Source organism: Rhodococcus sp. A14 (assembly GCF_011603105.1).
Taxonomy (GTDB): Bacteria; Actinomycetota; Actinomycetes; order Mycobacteriales; family Mycobacteriaceae; genus Rhodococcus_F; species Rhodococcus_F opacus.
In genome coordinates, this window is the sequence record NZ_JAAOQS010000062.1 from 1 (window position 1) to 17,237 (window position 17,237).

General features: G+C 66.8%; 16 protein-coding genes and 1 pseudogene. 11 read left to right on the forward strand and 6 right to left on the reverse strand.

The window, feature by feature from the left end:
- A partial coding sequence (locus G9373_RS45940; RefSeq protein WP_206032681.1) for a hypothetical protein occupies positions 1 to 224 on the forward strand: 224 nt, incomplete at its 5' end.
- A 402-nt stretch (positions 225 to 626) separates the two neighbouring features.
- Here the strand turns inward: G9373_RS45940 and G9373_RS27365 are convergent.
- The 3 genes from G9373_RS27365 to G9373_RS27375 are packed head-to-tail and all read right to left on the reverse strand — an operon-like array spanning position 627 to position 3,495.
- On the reverse strand, positions 627 to 1,772 hold the full coding sequence (locus G9373_RS27365) for a hypothetical protein (RefSeq protein ID WP_005568801.1): 1,146 nt from the start codon (positions 1,770 to 1,772) through the stop codon (positions 627 to 629).
- The gene (locus tag G9373_RS27370) at positions 1,769 to 2,119 is read right to left on the reverse strand and encodes a hypothetical protein (RefSeq protein WP_167117755.1); all 351 of its coding nucleotides are present in this window, start codon (positions 2,117 to 2,119) and stop codon (positions 1,769 to 1,771) included. Before G9373_RS27370 ends, G9373_RS27365 begins: the two co-directional genes overlap by 4 nt.
- A gap of 11 nt (positions 2,120 to 2,130) precedes the next feature.
- On the reverse strand, positions 2,131 to 3,495 hold the full coding sequence (locus tag G9373_RS27375) for a plasmid pRiA4b ORF-3 family protein (RefSeq protein WP_167117758.1): 1,365 nt from the start codon (positions 3,493 to 3,495) through the stop codon (positions 2,131 to 2,133).
- Positions 3,496 to 4,078: 583 nt separating this feature from the next.
- On the opposite strand from G9373_RS27375, the gene G9373_RS27380 reads away from it, so the two are divergent.
- The 3 genes from G9373_RS27380 (at position 4,079) to G9373_RS27390 (ending at position 5,843) form a co-directional block, all read left to right on the forward strand.
- Entirely contained in the window at positions 4,079 to 4,678 is a 600-nt protein-coding gene (locus G9373_RS27380; RefSeq protein ID WP_005568807.1) for a hypothetical protein, read from the forward strand.
- A gap of 9 nt (positions 4,679 to 4,687) precedes the next feature.
- Complete coding sequence (locus G9373_RS27385) at positions 4,688 to 5,323, forward strand: RES family NAD+ phosphorylase (RefSeq protein WP_167117762.1); 636 nt, start codon at positions 4,688 to 4,690, stop codon at positions 5,321 to 5,323.
- 106 nt (positions 5,324 to 5,429) lie between these two features.
- Positions 5,430 to 5,843: a helix-turn-helix domain-containing protein gene (locus G9373_RS27390; RefSeq protein ID WP_005568811.1), complete on the forward strand. Its 414-nt coding sequence runs from the start codon at positions 5,430 to 5,432 to the stop codon at positions 5,841 to 5,843.
- Positions 5,844 to 5,888: 45 nt separating this feature from the next.
- Here the strand turns inward: G9373_RS27390 and G9373_RS46710 are convergent, their stop codons facing one another.
- Positions 5,889 to 6,719, reverse strand: coding sequence for an RES family NAD+ phosphorylase (locus G9373_RS46710; protein WP_346842852.1), 831 nt, complete (start codon positions 6,717 to 6,719; stop codon positions 5,889 to 5,891).
- Positions 6,720 to 7,263: 544 nt separating this feature from the next.
- A pseudogene (locus G9373_RS27400) lies at positions 7,264 to 8,116 on the reverse strand (ATP-dependent DNA ligase).
- A gap of 306 nt (positions 8,117 to 8,422) precedes the next feature.
- On the opposite strand from G9373_RS27400, the gene G9373_RS27405 reads away from it, so the two are divergent.
- The 5 genes from G9373_RS27405 (at position 8,423) to G9373_RS27425 (ending at position 13,926) form a co-directional block, all read left to right on the forward strand.
- Positions 8,423 to 10,261: an AMP-dependent synthetase/ligase gene (locus tag G9373_RS27405; protein ID WP_005568814.1), complete on the forward strand. Its 1,839-nt coding sequence runs from the start codon at positions 8,423 to 8,425 to the stop codon at positions 10,259 to 10,261.
- Between the two features lie 95 nt (positions 10,262 to 10,356).
- Positions 10,357 to 11,457: a patatin-like phospholipase family protein gene (locus G9373_RS27410; RefSeq protein WP_043790750.1), complete on the forward strand. Its 1,101-nt coding sequence runs from the start codon at positions 10,357 to 10,359 to the stop codon at positions 11,455 to 11,457.
- Between the two features lie 139 nt (positions 11,458 to 11,596).
- Positions 11,597 to 12,991: a wax ester/triacylglycerol synthase domain-containing protein gene (locus G9373_RS27415; RefSeq protein ID WP_005568816.1), complete on the forward strand. Its 1,395-nt coding sequence runs from the start codon at positions 11,597 to 11,599 to the stop codon at positions 12,989 to 12,991.
- 39 nt (positions 12,992 to 13,030) lie between these two features.
- Positions 13,031 to 13,216, forward strand: a complete 186-nt coding sequence (locus tag G9373_RS27420; RefSeq protein WP_005568817.1) for a hypothetical protein — start codon at positions 13,031 to 13,033, stop codon at positions 13,214 to 13,216.
- A 326-nt stretch (positions 13,217 to 13,542) separates the two neighbouring features.
- A complete protein-coding gene (locus G9373_RS27425) occupies positions 13,543 to 13,926 on the forward strand; it encodes a hypothetical protein (protein WP_005568818.1) in 384 nt (127 codons plus the stop codon).
- Positions 13,927 to 14,067: 141 nt separating this feature from the next.
- Here G9373_RS27425 and G9373_RS47770 read toward each other — a convergent pair whose 3' ends face one another.
- Positions 14,068 to 14,199 carry a hypothetical protein gene (locus G9373_RS47770; protein WP_257237487.1) on the reverse strand — a complete coding sequence of 44 codons (132 nt, stop codon included), beginning with the start codon at positions 14,197 to 14,199 and terminating at the stop codon, positions 14,068 to 14,070.
- Positions 14,200 to 14,409: 210 nt separating this feature from the next.
- Between G9373_RS47770 and G9373_RS27430 the strand changes: the two genes are divergently transcribed.
- Positions 14,410 to 16,767: an arylsulfatase gene (locus tag G9373_RS27430; RefSeq protein ID WP_167117765.1), complete on the forward strand. Its 2,358-nt coding sequence runs from the start codon at positions 14,410 to 14,412 to the stop codon at positions 16,765 to 16,767.
- Between the two features lie 335 nt (positions 16,768 to 17,102).
- The gene (locus G9373_RS47775) at positions 17,103 to 17,225 is read left to right on the forward strand and encodes a hypothetical protein (protein ID WP_257237486.1); all 123 of its coding nucleotides are present in this window, start codon (positions 17,103 to 17,105) and stop codon (positions 17,223 to 17,225) included.
- The last annotated feature ends 12 nt before the right edge of the window (positions 17,226 to 17,237 follow it).

The following is a 17,237-nucleotide window of genomic DNA, read 5'->3' on the forward strand; positions in this document are numbered from 1 at the left end:
ATCAGTTCCTCGTCACACTGACGGTGCAGACCACCAAGATCAACCCCACACTCACGCCGCCACCCAGATCGGCAACGTCACTGACGAACACCTACCCGCTGCTCGGCACCCCGAGCGACGCTCAACAACCACCTCGCGGCGAAGGAACTGTGGAAGTTCTGCTGTTCCGGCTCCGGCGCCCAGATCGAGTTCACCGCGCGTGCGTTGGAAAGACTCGTGGCTGACGGCGAGACGATCGACTGGTGGGAACGCGCCACGCCTCGCCGCCGGGAGTAGCACGTGTCCGCGGCGCTCCGCGCGTCGACGTGAGGGTCGGGGACGGTGAAGGCCTGCCGCCGTAGTGTGGTCAGCGCCGCTCGCTCCCGTTCTCGGGCGGCCTCGACGTCCGTCGGCCGTATCTGATCGACGCCCGCATCGCACGGTGGCGGTCACCACGATCTGCCACCGCGCGGATGCTTATCGATCCGCTTCCTGGCTGCAGGGTTCGACCGGATCCCGGCGAAAGTCGGCCGGAGCGCGAGTCACGATCCCGCGGCGGCGTGTGCCGCTCCGGCTTTTCGGTGGCACTACTGCAGGTCGCTGGTGACCAGGCAATTCCTTACAACACCCATCACTGGATCTGCGGTTCACACGCCTGCCCGGTCGAGGCGTTCGATGAGGCGTGGTTTGCGCGCGTGCGTGTGACGTAGTGCCAGGCAGCGCTGGGTGAAGGCGTCACGTCGGCCGTCGCGTTCGGCGAGCGTCTGCAGTTCGGTGAGCAGTGCGGCGGCGGCGTCATACTCGCGGGGTTTGCGGGTGGCGATCATCGCGTCGATCTGCGACCACGTGGCCTCCTCGTCGCGGGCCAGCTCGTCGATTCGTTTCTCGCGGGCGAGGGAACGGTCCTGCTGCCGTCGGGCTTGCTGCTCGGCACGCCGGGCGGCCATCCGGCGCTCGCGGTCGCCCCGGCGACGGCGTGCGGCGTCGAGAAGATCGGCCACGGTTCGGCGAGGTGGGGATGCGATGGGTGTGCTGTGTTCGTTGTGGAACCTGCGCAGCATCTCCGCCCGTACGGTCACGGCGTGGTCTTCGGCGACCCGCAGCAGGAGCCGGTTCTTCTCGGCAACGGGCAGGTCCTGCACCCAGGCGGCGAGGTGGCCGGGGACGTCGGTGGTCTCGGCGAGTGGTGCGCTGGTCTGGGCCGCGATGGCGAGCAGGTCGTCGTCGACGCGGAGGAAGTCGGCCAGGGCGCGCTGCGCCGCGGTGAGCGCGGCCAAACCGGGCGGCACGGGTGGCTCCAGATCCTGATCGGCGTATTCGTCTGTTTCCGCGGTGCCGTGGCCGGCCAGCCAGGCGAGGTGGAGCGGCCGGAGATCGCCCGCGGCGAGTTCGGCGCGGACTCCGACGATGGCGGACAACGGTGGGCAGGCGTCAGGATCGAAGTCGCCGGCCTCGTCCTCGCTGGTCAGGTCGAGCACGAGGTATTCGCCTGTGGTCCAGGCCGTTACCTGGTCGCCGACGCAATAGTCCCGGGCGACGTCGATGTCGAGCAGGCCGCGCGGTAGGCGGAGCATGATCCGCTGTGTCCCCCAGTTCGCCAGATAGAGGTGTGCGTCGTAGTAGCGCTCCATCATCCGGTTCGGGTCGCCCCGAAAGTTGCCCCAGTGGTACTCGTTGACGAAGCTGGTGGCCGTGATCCGCGCGCGGGTGGACAGTGAACGGACTTCGGCCCGTTGGCGATCGTCCAGCGGCCGGTCGATGGCGAGGAATTCGTAGTACTGGTACTCACTCATCGCCCATCCAATTGATCGGCGCGGTCAAACGGTTTCGCCCGGAAGCCGGAGTCGTCTCCCCGATGGATGAATAGGTGTCCCTCGAGCGTTGCGTCGCCCACCAGAACGGCCCAGCCGCGCCCGCTGACCTGGTCGCCTTCGTCGTCGCCGTCCCAGCTGAACTCCACGGTGGTGCGGCCGTCGTGTTCGGTGGTCCGGCAATCCATCCAGCCGCGGACGGCGATGAAGCCGAACTGGCCGGTCCCGTCGCCGGCGAACTCGATGAAGCCAGGTTCGACGAGGTCGATGGCGTCGCGGTCCCACATGTCCATCTGCACGATCCGCCATCGACCGGTCAGGCGCCGCATGGGTCCTCCCATCATCTGTCGGCATACACGGTGTCAGGGTAGCCACCGCAGGGGTCGGTGTGCTGCATCGGGGCTGCGCCGACCGGTGGCGCACTACTTGCCAGCCCGCTCGGCGCAGGGCAAGCGTCACGCCGTTGGTGTGCACCGAAAGCCACGGACCAACGCGCCCCGCCGACGATGCTGCTGTGATCGCAGCCCGCACGCACCGGTCCTTCCGAGGTGCGTGACCGGGATGTCCTGTTTCCGTGTGCTTTCGGTGGTGGTCCTGGGAGTTGCTGGGGGTGGGGTGTGCGGCTACGACGGCGCGGCGGGACCGGTGTCGGGTGCGTATCGCCCTGACGCCCACCACGGCGGTGTGGGCAGGGCGCGGCCAGGTAGCGGCGGAGCGACTCCGGGTCGTCGCGGAGGGCGGCCCCATTCTTGGTGAGCAACAGCTGCCCGCGGTATCTGCGCAGCAGTCTCAGCTGCGCAGCGGTTTCGCGGAGGTCGAAAACCGGTGCGGTGGTGTCCTCCCGGGTGCAGGTGCCGATCCACTGTTCACGCCACCGCAGTTCGTCCATCGCCGCGGTCCCCACCGTCGGCGGGAGAAACCCGGCGGCGGTCAGCCGGATGCCTGGCGCGCCTACCCGGTTGGGCAGCCACCCCACCGCCGTTGCCGCGGGCTGGAAGTGCCGGTCACCGCCCTCGGGATTCGGCACCGGGAGTGCCGCGAGATCACGCAGGCCGGCGTTGGTCTCCTCAACAGAGAAGTAGGTGGGGTCGAAATCGTCGGGCACCGCCTCGTGGGCGATCGTCGGGTCCTGCAGGAGGTTGAGGTATCCCCAGATACCGCCGCAGTCCTCCGGTGGGCAGGCGCGGGCACCGCCGACGCAGAGCGCGGGCGGGTCGTCGCCGATCTGGGACAGCGCCTTCTCCACGACGAGGGTGTGTTCCCATCCGTCACCGAAGTCGGACCGGTAGAACAGCCGGTCCGTCGGTTTCGCGAGAAGTTCATCGAGGCGCACCCGGTTCTCCAGGACCCCGTCGGCGCCGTCGTCGAGCATGAACTTCATGTGGAACTGCTCGGCGAATCGGTCCATCTTGTTCTCCCCGACCAGGAATTGGTGCAGATGGCTGTCGGTCCATCCCATGGCCTGCTGCGGTACGGCGTGCAGCTCGTCGAGCATCAACTCCGAGGACAGCAGCAGTCGCCGCCAGATCGGTGGCTTCGCGTCTTCCAGATCGACCCTGACCTGGTAGGTGACCGGCTGGGACTGCCGAGCGCGTGCACGAGTGGATCTGGCCAGGCCGGTCAAGGCTAGTACGGCACCGTCGCAGGGGACGGGCGATGCGGCCGTGCACAGCATCGACGAGGTCGTCGCCGGTGGCCGGATCATCGACCGCGTCCCCCGAATCCGGAAAGGTCGCCAACCGGGTCCACGCAGACGTGGCTGTGGCCCTTCTCTCGGCATCTCCGACGGAATCCTCAACGCCATGACGTTGGCCACCTCGACCGAGCCGCACGGATTCGCGGTGACCCCCTATTCTGGCGCTGCGCACGGGAATACGACGGAAATCACCGCCATATACACCGGTTACCGAACCCGCGCAGTGGCGGGGCACGTTGGCGTGTGCCGTGTCCACGGGCCGCGGGCTGGCGTGGGCGGCTGCGACGTCGTCACCGTGGCAGTCCGAGTGATCGCGGGATTCGGAAGCCGGTCGTGTGCCCATTCGCTGCACTCACCTGACCTCGGCCGCGTCGCTTGGGGATGCTCTCGTTCCCGGCCGGCCGTGTTCTGGGTGGGCGGGGTGGCGCCGCCACTGAGCCTGCAGCCTCCCGCTGCGAAGCCTCCGCGGCGGGTAGTGGCGCTTCACCTTCGGGATCTCACGCTCGCGGATGCGCCGACGCAGTGGTCGGTTACCCTCGTCAGTCAGCTAACAGTAAGGTAGTCTGTTAGTTACTGTTAGGAGGTGTTGGTGGTGGGCACGATCGATGACCGTTACCTCGCCGGTGACGTCGACTTCGAGGCCGCGGTGGGGGAGGCGCTCGGCACCCCGGTCTCGCGGGAAACCATGCTGCCGCTGCTGCATGCGCTGGCCCGCGGGGCGCACCCGAACGCCCAGCTCAGCGACCACGACGCCGCCTTGTATGACGCTGCCGGGTTCACCGAGGACCCACTCGCCCCGGCCGCTGCGGCCGCCGAGCGGGAACAACGCATGCGCGGGCTCACCGCGACCGCCAAGACGGTCGAGGAGGCGGCCGGTCTGCTCGGGGTGTCGACCTCCCGGATCCGCCAGCGCGCAGCGGCGGGCAGTGTGTGGTCGATCAAGGTCGGCAACAAACTGCTGCTACCCGCGGTGCAGTTCAACGGTGAGGAGATGGTGCCGAACCTCGACCGCATCCTGACGATGCTCCCGGACGGGTTGCATCCCCTTGCGCTCGAGCGAGCCCTGACCGACCCTCGTGCCGATCTGATGCTGGACGCAAGCCCGGTGTCGGTCATCGACTGGCTCACCAGCGGCGGCGACGTCAAAACCGCACTAGAAGTGATCACCCAAATCAAATGGGAGGCAGCGTAAGTGGCGCGGATGCTCCCGCACCCTCCGACCGTCGACGGCCTTTCCCACCACGGCATCCGCGACAACGAATACGCCATCGTCCCCACCACCGACATCCTCTGGCGGGTGCACCGCACCACCAGCAGCCACGCGCTCGCCTGGAACGAGCTCCGCACGTATGGCCCGGTGCTGCGCTTCGACCCGCACCCACTCCCGCGCGGTGACCACCCGGGGCACGGGGTCTGGTACGGGGCCACCGATGTGCACGGTGCGCTCGCGGAAGCATTCCAGGCCACCCGCACGATCGACCGGGTGCAGGAGATGCCGTATCTGACCGGGCTTCATCCGGCGCGGGAACTGCGGCTCCTCGACGTCGGCGGGTTCGGGGCCGGCCGCTGGCCGACCCCGGTCGGTGGCACCTTCGCCCTCGATTCCGCGGCGCACGGCATCACCCAGCGATGGGCCCGCACCATTGCGGCCGCGCACCCCGGGCTCGATGGACTGCTGTACCGGGGTCGATTTTCCGGGGGCCCGTGCGCAGCGCTGTTCCCCCCGGCCGCCGACGCCTTCCCCGTGCGGCCGGCGACGTCGAACCCGCTCGCGCATCCCGGCCTGCAACGCCGTCTCGCCGCGGCCGCGGAGGCGCTCGGCTACACCCTCGTCTGAGGTGCGCCGTGGGGTGATCCTGGAAAGTGGGTGGCGTCGTTGACGACGCCAGGCCTCCGTTGCGGTTGTTTCGTTTGTTGCGTATATCTCGTTTGGGAGGTGCGCGATGTCCGCAGCACATGATCAGCCGACCGTGGTCGAGCAGGAGCAGGCCCGGCAGGCTCTGCAGTTGCTTCGTGATGTCGGGCCGGCGGGGGACACCCTCGATGTGACCGTGGCAGGTACCGCGGAGTCGGTGCATCTTCCTCGGGCGGTGCTCGATCTGATCCGCGAGGTGTTGGCGAATATGGCCGCGGGGCAGGGGGTCACCGTCGTCCCGGCGCACGCGGAGCTGACGACCCAGCAGGCCGCGCAGATGCTCAATGTCTCGCGCCCGCATGTGATCAAGCTCCTCGACGAGGGGCATATCGAGTACCGAATGGTCGGCCGGCATCGCCGGATCCTCGGATCCTCTCTGCTCGCCTATCAGCGGACGCAGCTGGGGCCTCGCGTGACGCCGCGGAGGAGCTGGCGGCCCTGACGGAAGACCTCGGGCTGTACTGAGGTGACCTTCACCGAGCTTCTGCTACGCGAACTTGTTGTACCCGAATATTTTACGAGATTTCCTTATTCGGATCTCAGACCGCGTTGTGCATGCCCCGGTGGACGGAACGCGTCCGCGGGCGAGGTGTTTGAGAACGTGGTGGATTGCCCGGACCTCCGGGCGGGGATGTTGGAGAAGCTGCGGGAGTTGATGAATGCCGGCGGTGCCGGATTCTCCTGGCCACCGGAGGCGTGCCGCCGGGTGTTGCGGCACGTCGGACGTAGGTCGGGTGGGGGAGAGGAGGGCGCTGTGGTCGGCAATGATGCGGGCGACGAGGTCGCGGCCGGGGCCGTGGTCGAGCGGCAGGGGCGTGGTGGTGGGGTCGATTGCCAGGTCGACGTGGGGTGTGATCGCGGGGTCGGTGGTGAGGATCCAGGCGAGGGTGTCTTCGTTGTGCCGGGGCCGGTAGGCGAGTCCGTCGATGTCGTTGTCGGCGGCGCGGATGGTGTGGGCCCACCGTCTTGTCGTGACGTAGTGCCGGGCTTCGCATTTGGTGAGCCAGAGGTCTTGTCCGACCGAGGCCAGGTGCGGGCCGTGGAGTGTGGCCGTGGTGAGGGTGCGGGTGACGGTGAGGGCGGTCAGGGTGCGGCCGGTCACGGTGGAGGCGGGCACGATCCGGGCGATCGAAGGGTCGAGTGGCAGGTCCCGGCAAATGGTTTCGGCGATCGCACCGTCGGGGCTGTCGGCGAGGTAGAGGTAGGCGTGGCTGCCGTCGAGGGAGTCGAATCGGCCGCCGGCGAGTTCGTCGGGTTGGGCGGTCGGGTTCAGGGCGTGTGGGGCGCGGTGGCCAAGCGGTGCGCGCCGCGCAATCAGGGCGGCTTCGCCGGTTGTTTTCGCCCCTGCTGCTCGGAGCCTTCGCGTAGTCGCGGTGGGAGTCGACCAGACGGCCCTTTCCCGGGGGCGGCCAGTATGGCGTACTGAATATCAACGACGACGGGATCAACGTCACGGCGACGATGACGGGAAAGCGCTGGGACGGTGAGCAGATCATCCGTTACGAATACACAGTGCCGGGCTGACAGTGCACACCTCCGTTGCCGACGTCGGTACGACGCGCCTCACCCAGGGCCTCCCGAAGGGTATCCTCCGACGTCACCGAGCCCGTCCGACCGCAGTGCCAGCACGAATAGAACGCGGATTCTGCGTTCACGCTCCCGCTGCGCACCTCGTGCCCGCCGCGACTTGGACGTGCGTCGATTCGCTGGTGAGCACCGATTCGTCGAACACGTCCAGCGGCAGGGTGATCACGCACCCGCTAACACGTGCAAGCCGCTACGCCGTCGCAAACAGAGCGTCGGCAGGTACCTCGACCACAAGCAGCCCGAGAGGGATGTCCGAACGGCCATTGCCACACGCTTCAATGCCGCCCCGGCAAGTCGACTTCGCTGGCCGCCTTGTCGTCACGGAGGCCTTTCCAGCTCGGGTGACGCAGCCCCCCGCTGGTGTGTTCGCGGTACTCGACATCGCCGACCAACCGTGGTTCGACCCAGCGCGCACCCTTCGTGTGTCCCGCGCAGGTGGCGGTGAATCGAGGGGAGTCGTGGGTCGTTCTATCGCCGCGAGCTGCCCTCGTAGTGATTTCCGTGTCGCGGTGGTGAATCCGGTGCCGACATGTCCGATGTAGACCAGTCGGTGGTTGTCGTCGTATGCGGCGAGGAGGAGTGATCCGATGCCGTCGCGGGCGGCTCCGGTGCCATCGACCCAGCCGACGATGATCCCTTCGGTGTTGGCGCGTAGTGGTTGTTTGATCCAGGCGGGGGAGCGGCGACCGGGTTGATACGTCGAGTGGACGCGTTGTGCGACTGCTCCCTCGAGGTGATGTCTACGGGCGAGATCGAGCATCTGCTCGCCGTCGACGTCGGTCCAGTACGGCGGCACCTGCAGGCGGGGCCCGGACAGCGCGAGGTCGTCGAGTTCGGTCCGTCGCCGCAGGTAGGGCAGCCCGGTCGTGGACTTGCCATCGAGGGCCAGGACGTCGAATACGTAGTACGTGACGGGCGCCTCGTTGCGGAGCTGTGTGGTGGGGGACAGCACGGAAAGGTGGCAGTGATGTCATTTCCGTTGCGGCTGAACATCCGGGCTACACCGTTGTCGACGGTGGTGACGGCGCGTTGACCGTCCCACTTCATTTCGAACGCCCACCCCGCGCCGCCGGGAAGTTGGCCGAGTGTGGCCAGCATCGGAGACGGGACCGTCGACGAGGAAGGCATCCACCGAGTGTGCGCGAAATGCTCGGGCCGTGGGCGGGAACGTAGCGGCTGACGATGCTGGGCCCAGATCAACGAAGGCAGCGGACTCACCGAGCCGTGTCCGCGCACTGCGACCGCGAGGAGCGAACTCAGCGGGCAGGACGGCGAAGGTGACGGAGGTAGTCCGCGTGCGCGAACGCGCTGTCAGCGGGTCGGACGAGAGTATCGCGCTGGTGCCGGAGAACATCACCGTCACCATCGTCCCACGCTCGATTGGGGGCCTGGTAGACAGGCGACGCAGCCGCACGAGACCCCTAGACTGGGTATATGGCTGCGCTGAGCCCCGCGGACGAAGTCGTCGATCAAGCGAAGATCGACCATCGAGCCCCGTCGGTTGCCCGCCTTTTCCTCGATCGTGTCGGCACCACCCCGCAGGCGGAGGCCTTCCGGTTCCTGTCCGGTGGCGGCTGGACGAGTGTCACCTGGGGGCAGGTGGGTGAGCGGGTCCGTTTACTCGCCGCCGGGTTGATCGCGCTTGGTGTCGAATCGGAAGACCCGGTCGCGGTGGCGGTGTCGACGCGATACGAATGGGTGCTCGTCGACTTCGCCGTGATGTGCGCCGGGGCTGCGACGACCACGGTCTACCCCACCACGAAGGCCCCCGACGTCGCTTTCATCGTGTCGAACTCGGGCAGCCGCGTCGTGTTCGCCGAGGACCAGACCCAGGTCGACAAGCTCCGACAGCATCGCGCCGAGTTGCCCGGCGTCCGCACGGTGGTGATCATCGACGGCGAGGGCGACGGCGACTGGGTGCTGACGCTTGCCGACGTCGAGGAGCGCGGCCGGCGGCTTGTCGCACAATCCCCCGACGTCGTGACCGAGCGCGCGTATGCGATCCGTCCCGAACACGTGGCGAGCATCATCTACACGTCCGGCACCACGGGTAAGCCGAAAGGTGTGATCCTGCCCCATTCGGCATGGACGTATACCGCGGCCGCCGTCGATGCTCTTCACATCCTCGGTCCGGACGACCTGAATTATCTGTGGCTGCCCCTGGCCCACGCCTTCGGCAAGGTGATGCTGGCACTGCCGCTGCAGATCGGCTTCCCCACCGCCATCGACGGCAGGGTCGACAAGATCGTCGAGAACATCGCCGTGGTGCATCCCACCTTCATGGGTGCGGCTCCGCGCATCTTCGAGAAAGCCCGCGCGCGGATCGAGGGCATGGTGTCCGAGGAGGGCGGGCTGAAGAAGAGGGTCTTCGACTGGGCGATGGATGTCGGGCTGAGGGTATCGAAGGCGAAACAAGCAGGCGAGGAACCGTCGCGGCTGGATTCGCTGCGCTACAAGGTCGCCGACCGGCTGGTGTTCTCCACCATCCGGGAGCGGTTCGGCGGTCGGCTGCGCTTCTTCGTCTCGGCGGCGGCAGCGCTGGATCGGGAGGTCGCGCAGTGGTTCGATGCCGTCGGCATCATCGTGCTCGAGGGTTACGGTCTCACCGAAACCGCGGCAGCGTCCAGTATCAACCGTCCGGAGGCCTATCGATTCGGAACCGTCGGCTGGCCTTTCCCCGGCACCGAGGTCAAGATCGCGGACGACGGCGAGATCCTGCTGAAAGGCCCCGGCGTGATGACCGGCTACCACGACCGCCCCGACGCCACCGCGGAGGCGCTCGAGCCGGACGGCTGGTTCCACACCGGCGACATCGGCGAGATCGACGCCGACGGCTATCTGCGCATCACCGACCGCAAGAAGGACATGTTCAAGACGTCGCAGGGCAAGTACGTCGCGCCGTCCGCGATCGCGGCGACGTTCAAGGGCATCTGCCCGTACGTCGGGGAGATCATCGTGCACGGCGAGAGCCGGCCCTACTGCGTCGCGCTGATCAGCCTCGATGCCGAGGCCGTCACCGAATGGGCAGGCAAGAACGGGCTGGGCGGCAAGTCGTTCACCGAGATCGCACGGCACGACAAAACGCACGAACTGATCGGCGGCTACATCGACGAACTCAACCGGCGACTGAACCGCTGGGAGCAGATCAAGAGATTCGGCGTCATCGACCGAGAGCTGTCCATCGACGCCGGCGACTTGACACCGAGCATGAAGCTGCGCCGCACGATTGTCGTCGACAGCTTCGCCGACAGCATCGACACGCTCTACGTCTGACCGATCCCGTCGTGCCGCGCGTTTCGCGACGATAGCGTGATTCTAGGGACCGACGACTCTGGCCTGGAACAGCCGTGAACGCACACAGTGAGTACATGCTCAGCGCTGTGCTCGATGTCTTCCGGCTCCGGCAGTACTTCAATGTCATCACCCGCACGCGCGAGTTGCTGGAGGGGGTACGCGAAGATGCCGGGTTCCTCGCCGATGCCGGTCGGGCGGTGCTCCCACTGCCCGACGCGACACGCGGACAGCACTTCCGGCCCTTTCCGCCGTTCTCGCCGTACCCCACCACGGTGGCGAAGGGTCAACGGGTGGCGCTGGTCGCGACAGGAGGAAGTGGTGCGCTCGCGTCCGTGGTGGGGGTGGCGCGGGCCTTCGAGGAGGGCGGCGTCCGTCCCGCCGTCATCTCGCTGTGCTCTGGGTCGGCGATGTTCGGTTTCCCGGTCGCCGCCGGATTCTCCGCCGAGGAAGTCGCCGCGTTCGTCCTCGGACTGCGGCCCGACGACTATCTCGATGTCGGCTGGCGCGAGCTGCTCAGCGTGGCACCGACAGCCGGCAGGGGATTCGCCGGCATCCTGCGGGGTGAGGCGATCGAGAACGTCTATCGGAGTCTCCTCGGTGACATGACGCTCGGCGAGATGCCCATTCCGGCGTATGCGCCGATCTGGAACGTCGAGCAGAATCGTCTCGTGTATCTCGGGTCTGGTACCTATCCCGATCTACCGGTGGCGCGCGCCGTGCGCATGGCCGTCGCGTTGCCGCTGTTCATTCAGCCGGTCGAGTTCGGGGGCTTCCACTGGTGCGACGGTGGGATCGTCGATATCTTCCCGGTCCATCCCGTTCTCGACATCGAGGAACCCTGCGACCTCACCCTGGCAGTCAACGGCTTCTACCCGCCCGGGTTCGAGGGCGAAGACGCCACCGGGTGGGAGGATCGGCGGGCGAGCATCCTGTACGTCGCGAGCCAGGTGCGCACATGCCAGCAGATCGAGCTGGCACGGGAAAACCTGTCCCGGCTTCGGTCGGCCTCTACGGTGACGATGATCGAGCCCGTTCCCTACGAGACCGTGCGTGGCGTCGGCTTCTACCGACAGTTTCTGAGCACCCGGAACTGGGCCCAGTTCATGCTGGCGGGCTACCGTGATGGCCGGCAGGCACTGGCAACGCCCCGGAACACTGTCGGCGCGGAGACGTAAACACAGGGGATCTTCGCCGGCAATGAGCGGACGAACGACTCTAGTGGAGTCCAGTCGTGAATCACTAGCGTCGGGGTTGAAGCACTATCACGCACAGGCGCAAGGGCGGATCTTCATGGCGGGCAATCGCGAATCGCATATGACCCAGCCGGATTTCTTTTCCTGGAACATGGAACGGGACCCGATCCTGCGGTCCACGATAGTGGCCGTCGTCGTCTTCGACACCACACCGGACTGGGACCGTTTCGTCGACATGATCGACCGAGCCACCCGGGTGGTCCCGAATTTCCGGCACAAGCTCGTTCCGGCTTGGTTGGGGTTGGCACCACCGCACTGGGTGGTGGATCCGGACTTCGATTTGTCGTGGCATCTGCGCCGCTTGGTGCTTCCCGACCCCGCCGACATCAGGACGGTCCTCGATGTCGCGCGGCGATCGGGAATGGAGTCGTTCGACCGCGACCGTCCGTTGTGGCAGTTCACGCTGCTGAGCGGCCTCGACGACGGCCGGGCCGCGCTGGTTCTGAAGGTTCATCATTCGTTGACCGACGGCCTCGGCGGTATCCAGATCGCAGACCAGATAGTTGATTTCGCCCGCGGGGGGACGGATCGAGGCCCGCTGCCGGATGCTCCCGTGCCGACGGAGACAAGCGCTCTCGCGGACACGGTGGAATGGGAGGTGGCGACGGGTTTCGAGCTGGCGCGGAAGGCCGTCGGTGCCGCCTTGCCATCGGTGCGCCGCGCGCTCGTCAATCCCATCCGCGCGGTGCAATCCGCCGCCACGACGGCCGCCGCGGTCGTTCGCTTCGCGCGTCCCATCCCGGACACCCTTTCCCCCGTCATGACCGAACGCAGCCTCAGGCGGAGGTTCGCGGTGATCGACGTTCCGGTCGAACCGTTGCATCAGGCGTCGAAGCGCGCCGACGGTTCACTCAATGACGCGTTCATCGCTTCGATCCTGCTCGGGCTGCGGAAATATCACACCCTGCACGGTGCTGACGTCGAATACTTGAGGGCGACCGTGCCGGTCAGCCTGCGCACCGAAGCCGACCCGTTGGGCGGCAATCGCATCACGCTGGTCCGGCTCGCGCTGCCCGCGAACGTGGCCGACCCAGCCGAACTGATGCATCGGATCCACGAGATCGTCGGCGCATCGCGCCACGACCCCGCGGTCCCGCTGTCGGGCGCCATCGCCGGCGCACTCAACCTGCTTCCGTCCAGTTATCTGGCCTCGGTCTTCAAGCACGTCGACTTCCTCGCATCCGACGTGCCGGGTTCCCCGATCCCGATGTATGTCGCCGGCGCCGAGATCGAGCGGTACTACGCCTTCGGACCCACGCTCGGCACCGCCCTCAACGTCACCCTCATGTCCCACACCAACACCTGTTGCGTGGGAATCAACGCCGACACGGCATCGGTCCCGGACCTCAAGGTCATGACCGACTGCATCGTGGACGGTTTCCATGCGGTTCTCGGCGTGGGCGCAGCGCAACCGCCCGCCGCGACGGTCCTCACGCCGTCGTGGGTCAGTGTCTGAGATTGTTATCTCGGGCCGTCAGAGCATCGGTGGAGAAGGGTGGAGTACGACCTGCGGCGATGTAACCTCGCCAGCCCAGTCGCCGACGTTCGGGGCCCGGCCGGGCGTACCCGAGCCATCGCCGCCGCGATCCGGACCGGTCTCGCCCGCGGCGACGATCCCGACAACATCGAGGAGCTGATCCGGTGTGCCGAAGCAGCCGGCCTGCCCCTCACCCTCTGGTAACCGCCCGCAGTGGCAACGACTGCCCAGGCGCGGGCGAATCCCGGTCCGGCCGGGTTCAGCCCAGGTCGAGTTCGGTTGCGGCGGGCAGGTCTTGGACGACACCCCTGGTCCGTCCCCCGCGCACCCGGCAGACCGCGACTCAGCCGAGTCGATCGATATCTGCAAGCGCCCACGTCTTGTCAAACAGTAGGTTGTCGAGACACTCTGGGTGTGCCGCAAGACGTCCCCCGCTCTCTATCGGTCGTCTTGCTTTGGGCGTTCGCACGTGAAGAGCGCAAGGGCGATTGCTATGGCGTCGAGGCTGGGAGCGCGAGAGGAGGCGACCGGTGGAGCTTCTTGTACGACTCTTCCTCGGCGTGCTCCTCGTTGCGCACGGCCTGGTCCACCTGATGTGGTTCGCACCCAACGACGATCCGGCGTGGCCGTTCCGACTCGACCGGTCATGGCTGATCTCGGAAACGACCCGGAAACCGGTCGCGATTGCCCTCGTCTCGCTAACCGTCGCGGGGTTCGCGCTGCTCGCCCTCGCCGTATGGGGAGTACCGGGTTTGGCATCGATCTGGCCAGGGCTGGCGATCGGGTCCGCCGTCGCGTCACTCATCGCCCTGGTGCTCTTCTGGGATCGTCAGCTCCTGTGGGGCGTTGCGATTGACGTCGCCCTCATCGTCGTGGCGTTGTGGCGTCCCGGCTGGACGGATCGCCTCGGATAGGCACGTCCGCGAGGCGTCCGGGCCGCGAGGATGCGTAACTCCGCCACTCCGGCCGGTTCGCCGATGTCTGGGGGGCCACTCCGGCGCCGCGTCCGTCGGGGAAGCAGTCCGCCGACGCCGCGGTGCATCCGGCAGCGGTTGTCAGCGCGCCCAGGACTCGTCGGGCAGGGACAGGATGCGCAGGGCGAGGCCGGTCAACACGATGGCGAGCAAGGCTCCTCCCCGTGGACGATCCAGCCCTCCGATGGTTACCTCGTCCTCGACATCGAGCACGTCACCGGACGACGCTGACCCTGCCCCGGCTGGCAGGCGACCAACGATAAGACGACGCCCAAGTCATGGGCGTCGTCGGATAGCTGGCTGCAATGGTCCTCTCAGGTCGCCCGTTCCGGGATGAAGCTGCACTGCCGTTCGGCCCTAGCCATCGTCGGGGCTGGAGTGCTGTGGTGAGAAGGAGGGCCAACCCGATCAAGGAGCCAAATCATGGCTGTACCGTTCCGCGGAATCGTCAACGTCGACATTCGGGATTCGGTTCCGGATTGGGGTCCGTACGAGCAGCCGAAAGCTGCTCCGGGTTCGCCGAACGTGCTGTACATCGTGCTCGACGACGTGGGTTTCGGTGCGCTGGGGTGTTATGGCGGGCCGATCGAGACCCCGAACATCGACCGGATCGCCGCGAACGGGCTGCGGTACGGGCAGTGGCACACCACCGCCCTGTGCTCCCCGACGCGATCCTGCCTGCTGACGGGACGTAACCACACCACCAACGGGATGGCGTGCATCAGTGAGGCGGCGGTCGGGTTCCCGGGCGCGAACGGGCACATTCCCCCGGAATGCGCGACGCTCGCCGAGATCCTGGTCGAGCAGGGATTTTCCACCGCGATGGTCGGCAAGTGGCATCTGTGCGCCGAGGACGAGATGAACCTGGCCTCCACGAAGCGGAACTGGCCTATCGGCCGGGGTTTCGAGCGCTTCTACGGATTCCTCGGGGCCGAGACCAGCCAGTGGTATCCGGACCTGGTGCACGACAATCACCCGGTCGAGCAACCGGCCACCCCGGAGGAGGGTTACCACTTCGGTGTCGACATCACTGACCGGGCGCTCGAGTACTTCGGCGATGTCAAGGCAATCGCCCCGGACCGGCCGGTGTTCCTCTACTACGCCCCCGGATGTGCGCACGCTCCGCACCAGGCGCCGAAGGAGTGGACCGACCGGTATCGGGGCAGGTTCGACGCTGGGTACGAGGCGATGCGCGCGGAGATCCTGGCCCGCCAGAAGGAGATGGGTCTGATACCGCCCGGCACCGAATTGCCCGCGCTCAATCCGATCGGCGGCCCAGAAACTCGCAGCGGCCCTGAAGGAAAGCCGTTCCCTCTGATGGACTACACCCGCCCGTGGGAGAGCCTGTCCGGCGATGAGAAGCGGTTGTTCGCCCGGATGGCGGAGGTGTACGCGGGGTTCGTCTCGCACTGCGACGATCAGATCGGCCGATTGCTCGCGTACCTCGAGGAGATCGAGCAACTCGACAACACCATCATCGTGCTGGTTTCCGACAACGGGGCCAGTGGCGAGGGCGGACCCAACGGTTCGGTGAATGAGAACAAGCTGTTCAACGGTGTCCCGGACGATCTCGCCGAAAACCTGTCCCTGCTCGACGATTTGGGCACCACCCGAACCTACAACCATTACCCGAACGGGTGGGCGATGGCGTTCAACGCCCCGTTCAAGATGTGGAAACGTTACTCGTTCAACGGAGGCACCTGCGACCCGTGCATCATCTCCTGGCCGGCCGGCATCACCGCGCGCGGCGAAATCCGCGATCAGTACCACCACGCCACCGATGTGGTGCCGACGCTGCTCGACTGCCTCGGGATCGAACTCCCCGACACAGTCAAGGGATATACGCAGCACCCGATCCAGGGTGTCAGCATGCGCTACAGCTTCGACGCCGCCACCATTCCGACCGCGAAGCACACCCAGTTCTATTCGATGCTCGGCACCCGCGGGATCTGGCACGACGGCTGGAAAGCGGTCACCACACACCCGGCGATCAGTGGGTGGAGCCACTTCCCGGAAGACGCCTGGGAGCTCTACCACACCGAGACCGACCGATCCGAACTCCACGACCGCGCCGCCGAGGAACCCGGCAGACTCGCCGAACTGGTCGGACTGTGGTTCCACGAGGCCGGCGCGAACCAGGCGTTGCCGCTCGATGACCGCTTGCCCATCGAAGTCCTGCTGACCCCTCGACCGCAGCTGACGCCGCCACGCAACCGCTACGTCTACCGGCCGGGCGGGGCAGAGGTGCCCGAATCCGTGGCGGTCAGCGTCCGCAACCGCTCGTACTCGATCGGAGCGCTCGTCGACATCCCCGGCCCGGGGGCGGCCGGAGTGTTGTTCTCGCACGGCGGACGTTTCGGTGGGCACGCTCTGTATGTCAAAGACAACCGGCTGCACTACGTGTACAACTTCCTCGGCAGCGAACAGCAGCTGATCCGAGCGGACGAGGAGTTGCCGACCGGTGAGAACCTGATCCTGGCGGCGTCCTTCGACAAGGACGGTGAGGACCCACCCGGCCACGCTCACGGGGTCCTGAGTCTCTACTACGGTGACCGCAAGGTGGCCGAGGGCCGGATCCACACCCAGGCAGGAAAATTCGGGATCGGCGGCGAGGGACTCAACGCCGGACACGACGCCGGCGAACCCGTCACCGACGACTATCCGGGTACCGCCCCGTGGGCGTTCACCGGCGGCACCTTGAACAGGGTCGCCGTCGACGTCAGCGGTGAGCCGTTCGTCGACCTCGAGCGCGAAGCAGCCGCCATGCTTTCCCGCGAGTAACTGCGGCGAACCGACGCGATGGGGTTTCGCGGCGAGCAGGAGAGAAACAGTCAACTGCCCCGGTCGACGGCCCATCGTGTCCGGCCACGGCATCGTCGACGAGGTTCGCCACTGGCGGAGTCACCAATCGACCGAATCCGTCTCCCACCGTGTGTCGTGCGCCCCGCCATGCACGATGCCCGACGTCAAGGGGTCATTCAGCCCTATCGGTCACCGAGGTGATCCTGCTGAAGTAAAGAGCAGGCACCACACACGTCCGAGGGGTCGGGTGTGGCCAAGCACCCGCTCGTGGTCGTGCCGCACACGCGCGTGAAGCCATCGCCACGATGACTCTCGTGTTCTGGAGGTACCCGTCAGGCCTGGTCGTGATGGTCACCGTGGTGGCGCTGTTCCTGGTGGAACTGGTGGCCCGGCCTGCCCTGCTCACACATGGCACCCCACAAGAATCGACAACATGAGGAGGATGTGGC

What these genes read in the sequence shown, in the direction of transcription:
- G9373_RS27365 (WP_005568801.1), bottom strand. Translation starts at nt 1,772, where the DNA reads ATGAGTGAGTACCAGTACTACGAATTCCTCGCCATCGACCGGCCGCTG.
- G9373_RS27370 (WP_167117755.1), bottom strand. Translation starts at nt 2,119, where the DNA reads ATGCGGCGCCTGACCGGTCGATGGCGGATCGTGCAGATGGACATGTGG.
- G9373_RS27375 (WP_167117758.1), bottom strand. Translation starts at nt 3,495, where the DNA reads ATGATCCGGCCACCGGCGACGACCTCGTCGATGCTGTGCACGGCCGCA.
- G9373_RS27385 (WP_167117762.1), top strand. Translation starts at nt 4,688, where the DNA reads ATGCTCCCGCACCCTCCGACCGTCGACGGCCTTTCCCACCACGGCATC.
- G9373_RS27390 (WP_005568811.1), top strand. Translation starts at nt 5,430, where the DNA reads ATGTCCGCAGCACATGATCAGCCGACCGTGGTCGAGCAGGAGCAGGCC.
- G9373_RS27405 (WP_005568814.1), top strand. Translation starts at nt 8,423, where the DNA reads ATGGCTGCGCTGAGCCCCGCGGACGAAGTCGTCGATCAAGCGAAGATC.
- G9373_RS27410 (WP_043790750.1), top strand. Translation starts at nt 10,357, where the DNA reads ATGCTCAGCGCTGTGCTCGATGTCTTCCGGCTCCGGCAGTACTTCAAT.
- G9373_RS27415 (WP_005568816.1), top strand. Translation starts at nt 11,597, where the DNA reads ATGACCCAGCCGGATTTCTTTTCCTGGAACATGGAACGGGACCCGATC.
- G9373_RS27430 (WP_167117765.1), top strand. Translation starts at nt 14,410, where the DNA reads ATGGCTGTACCGTTCCGCGGAATCGTCAACGTCGACATTCGGGATTCG.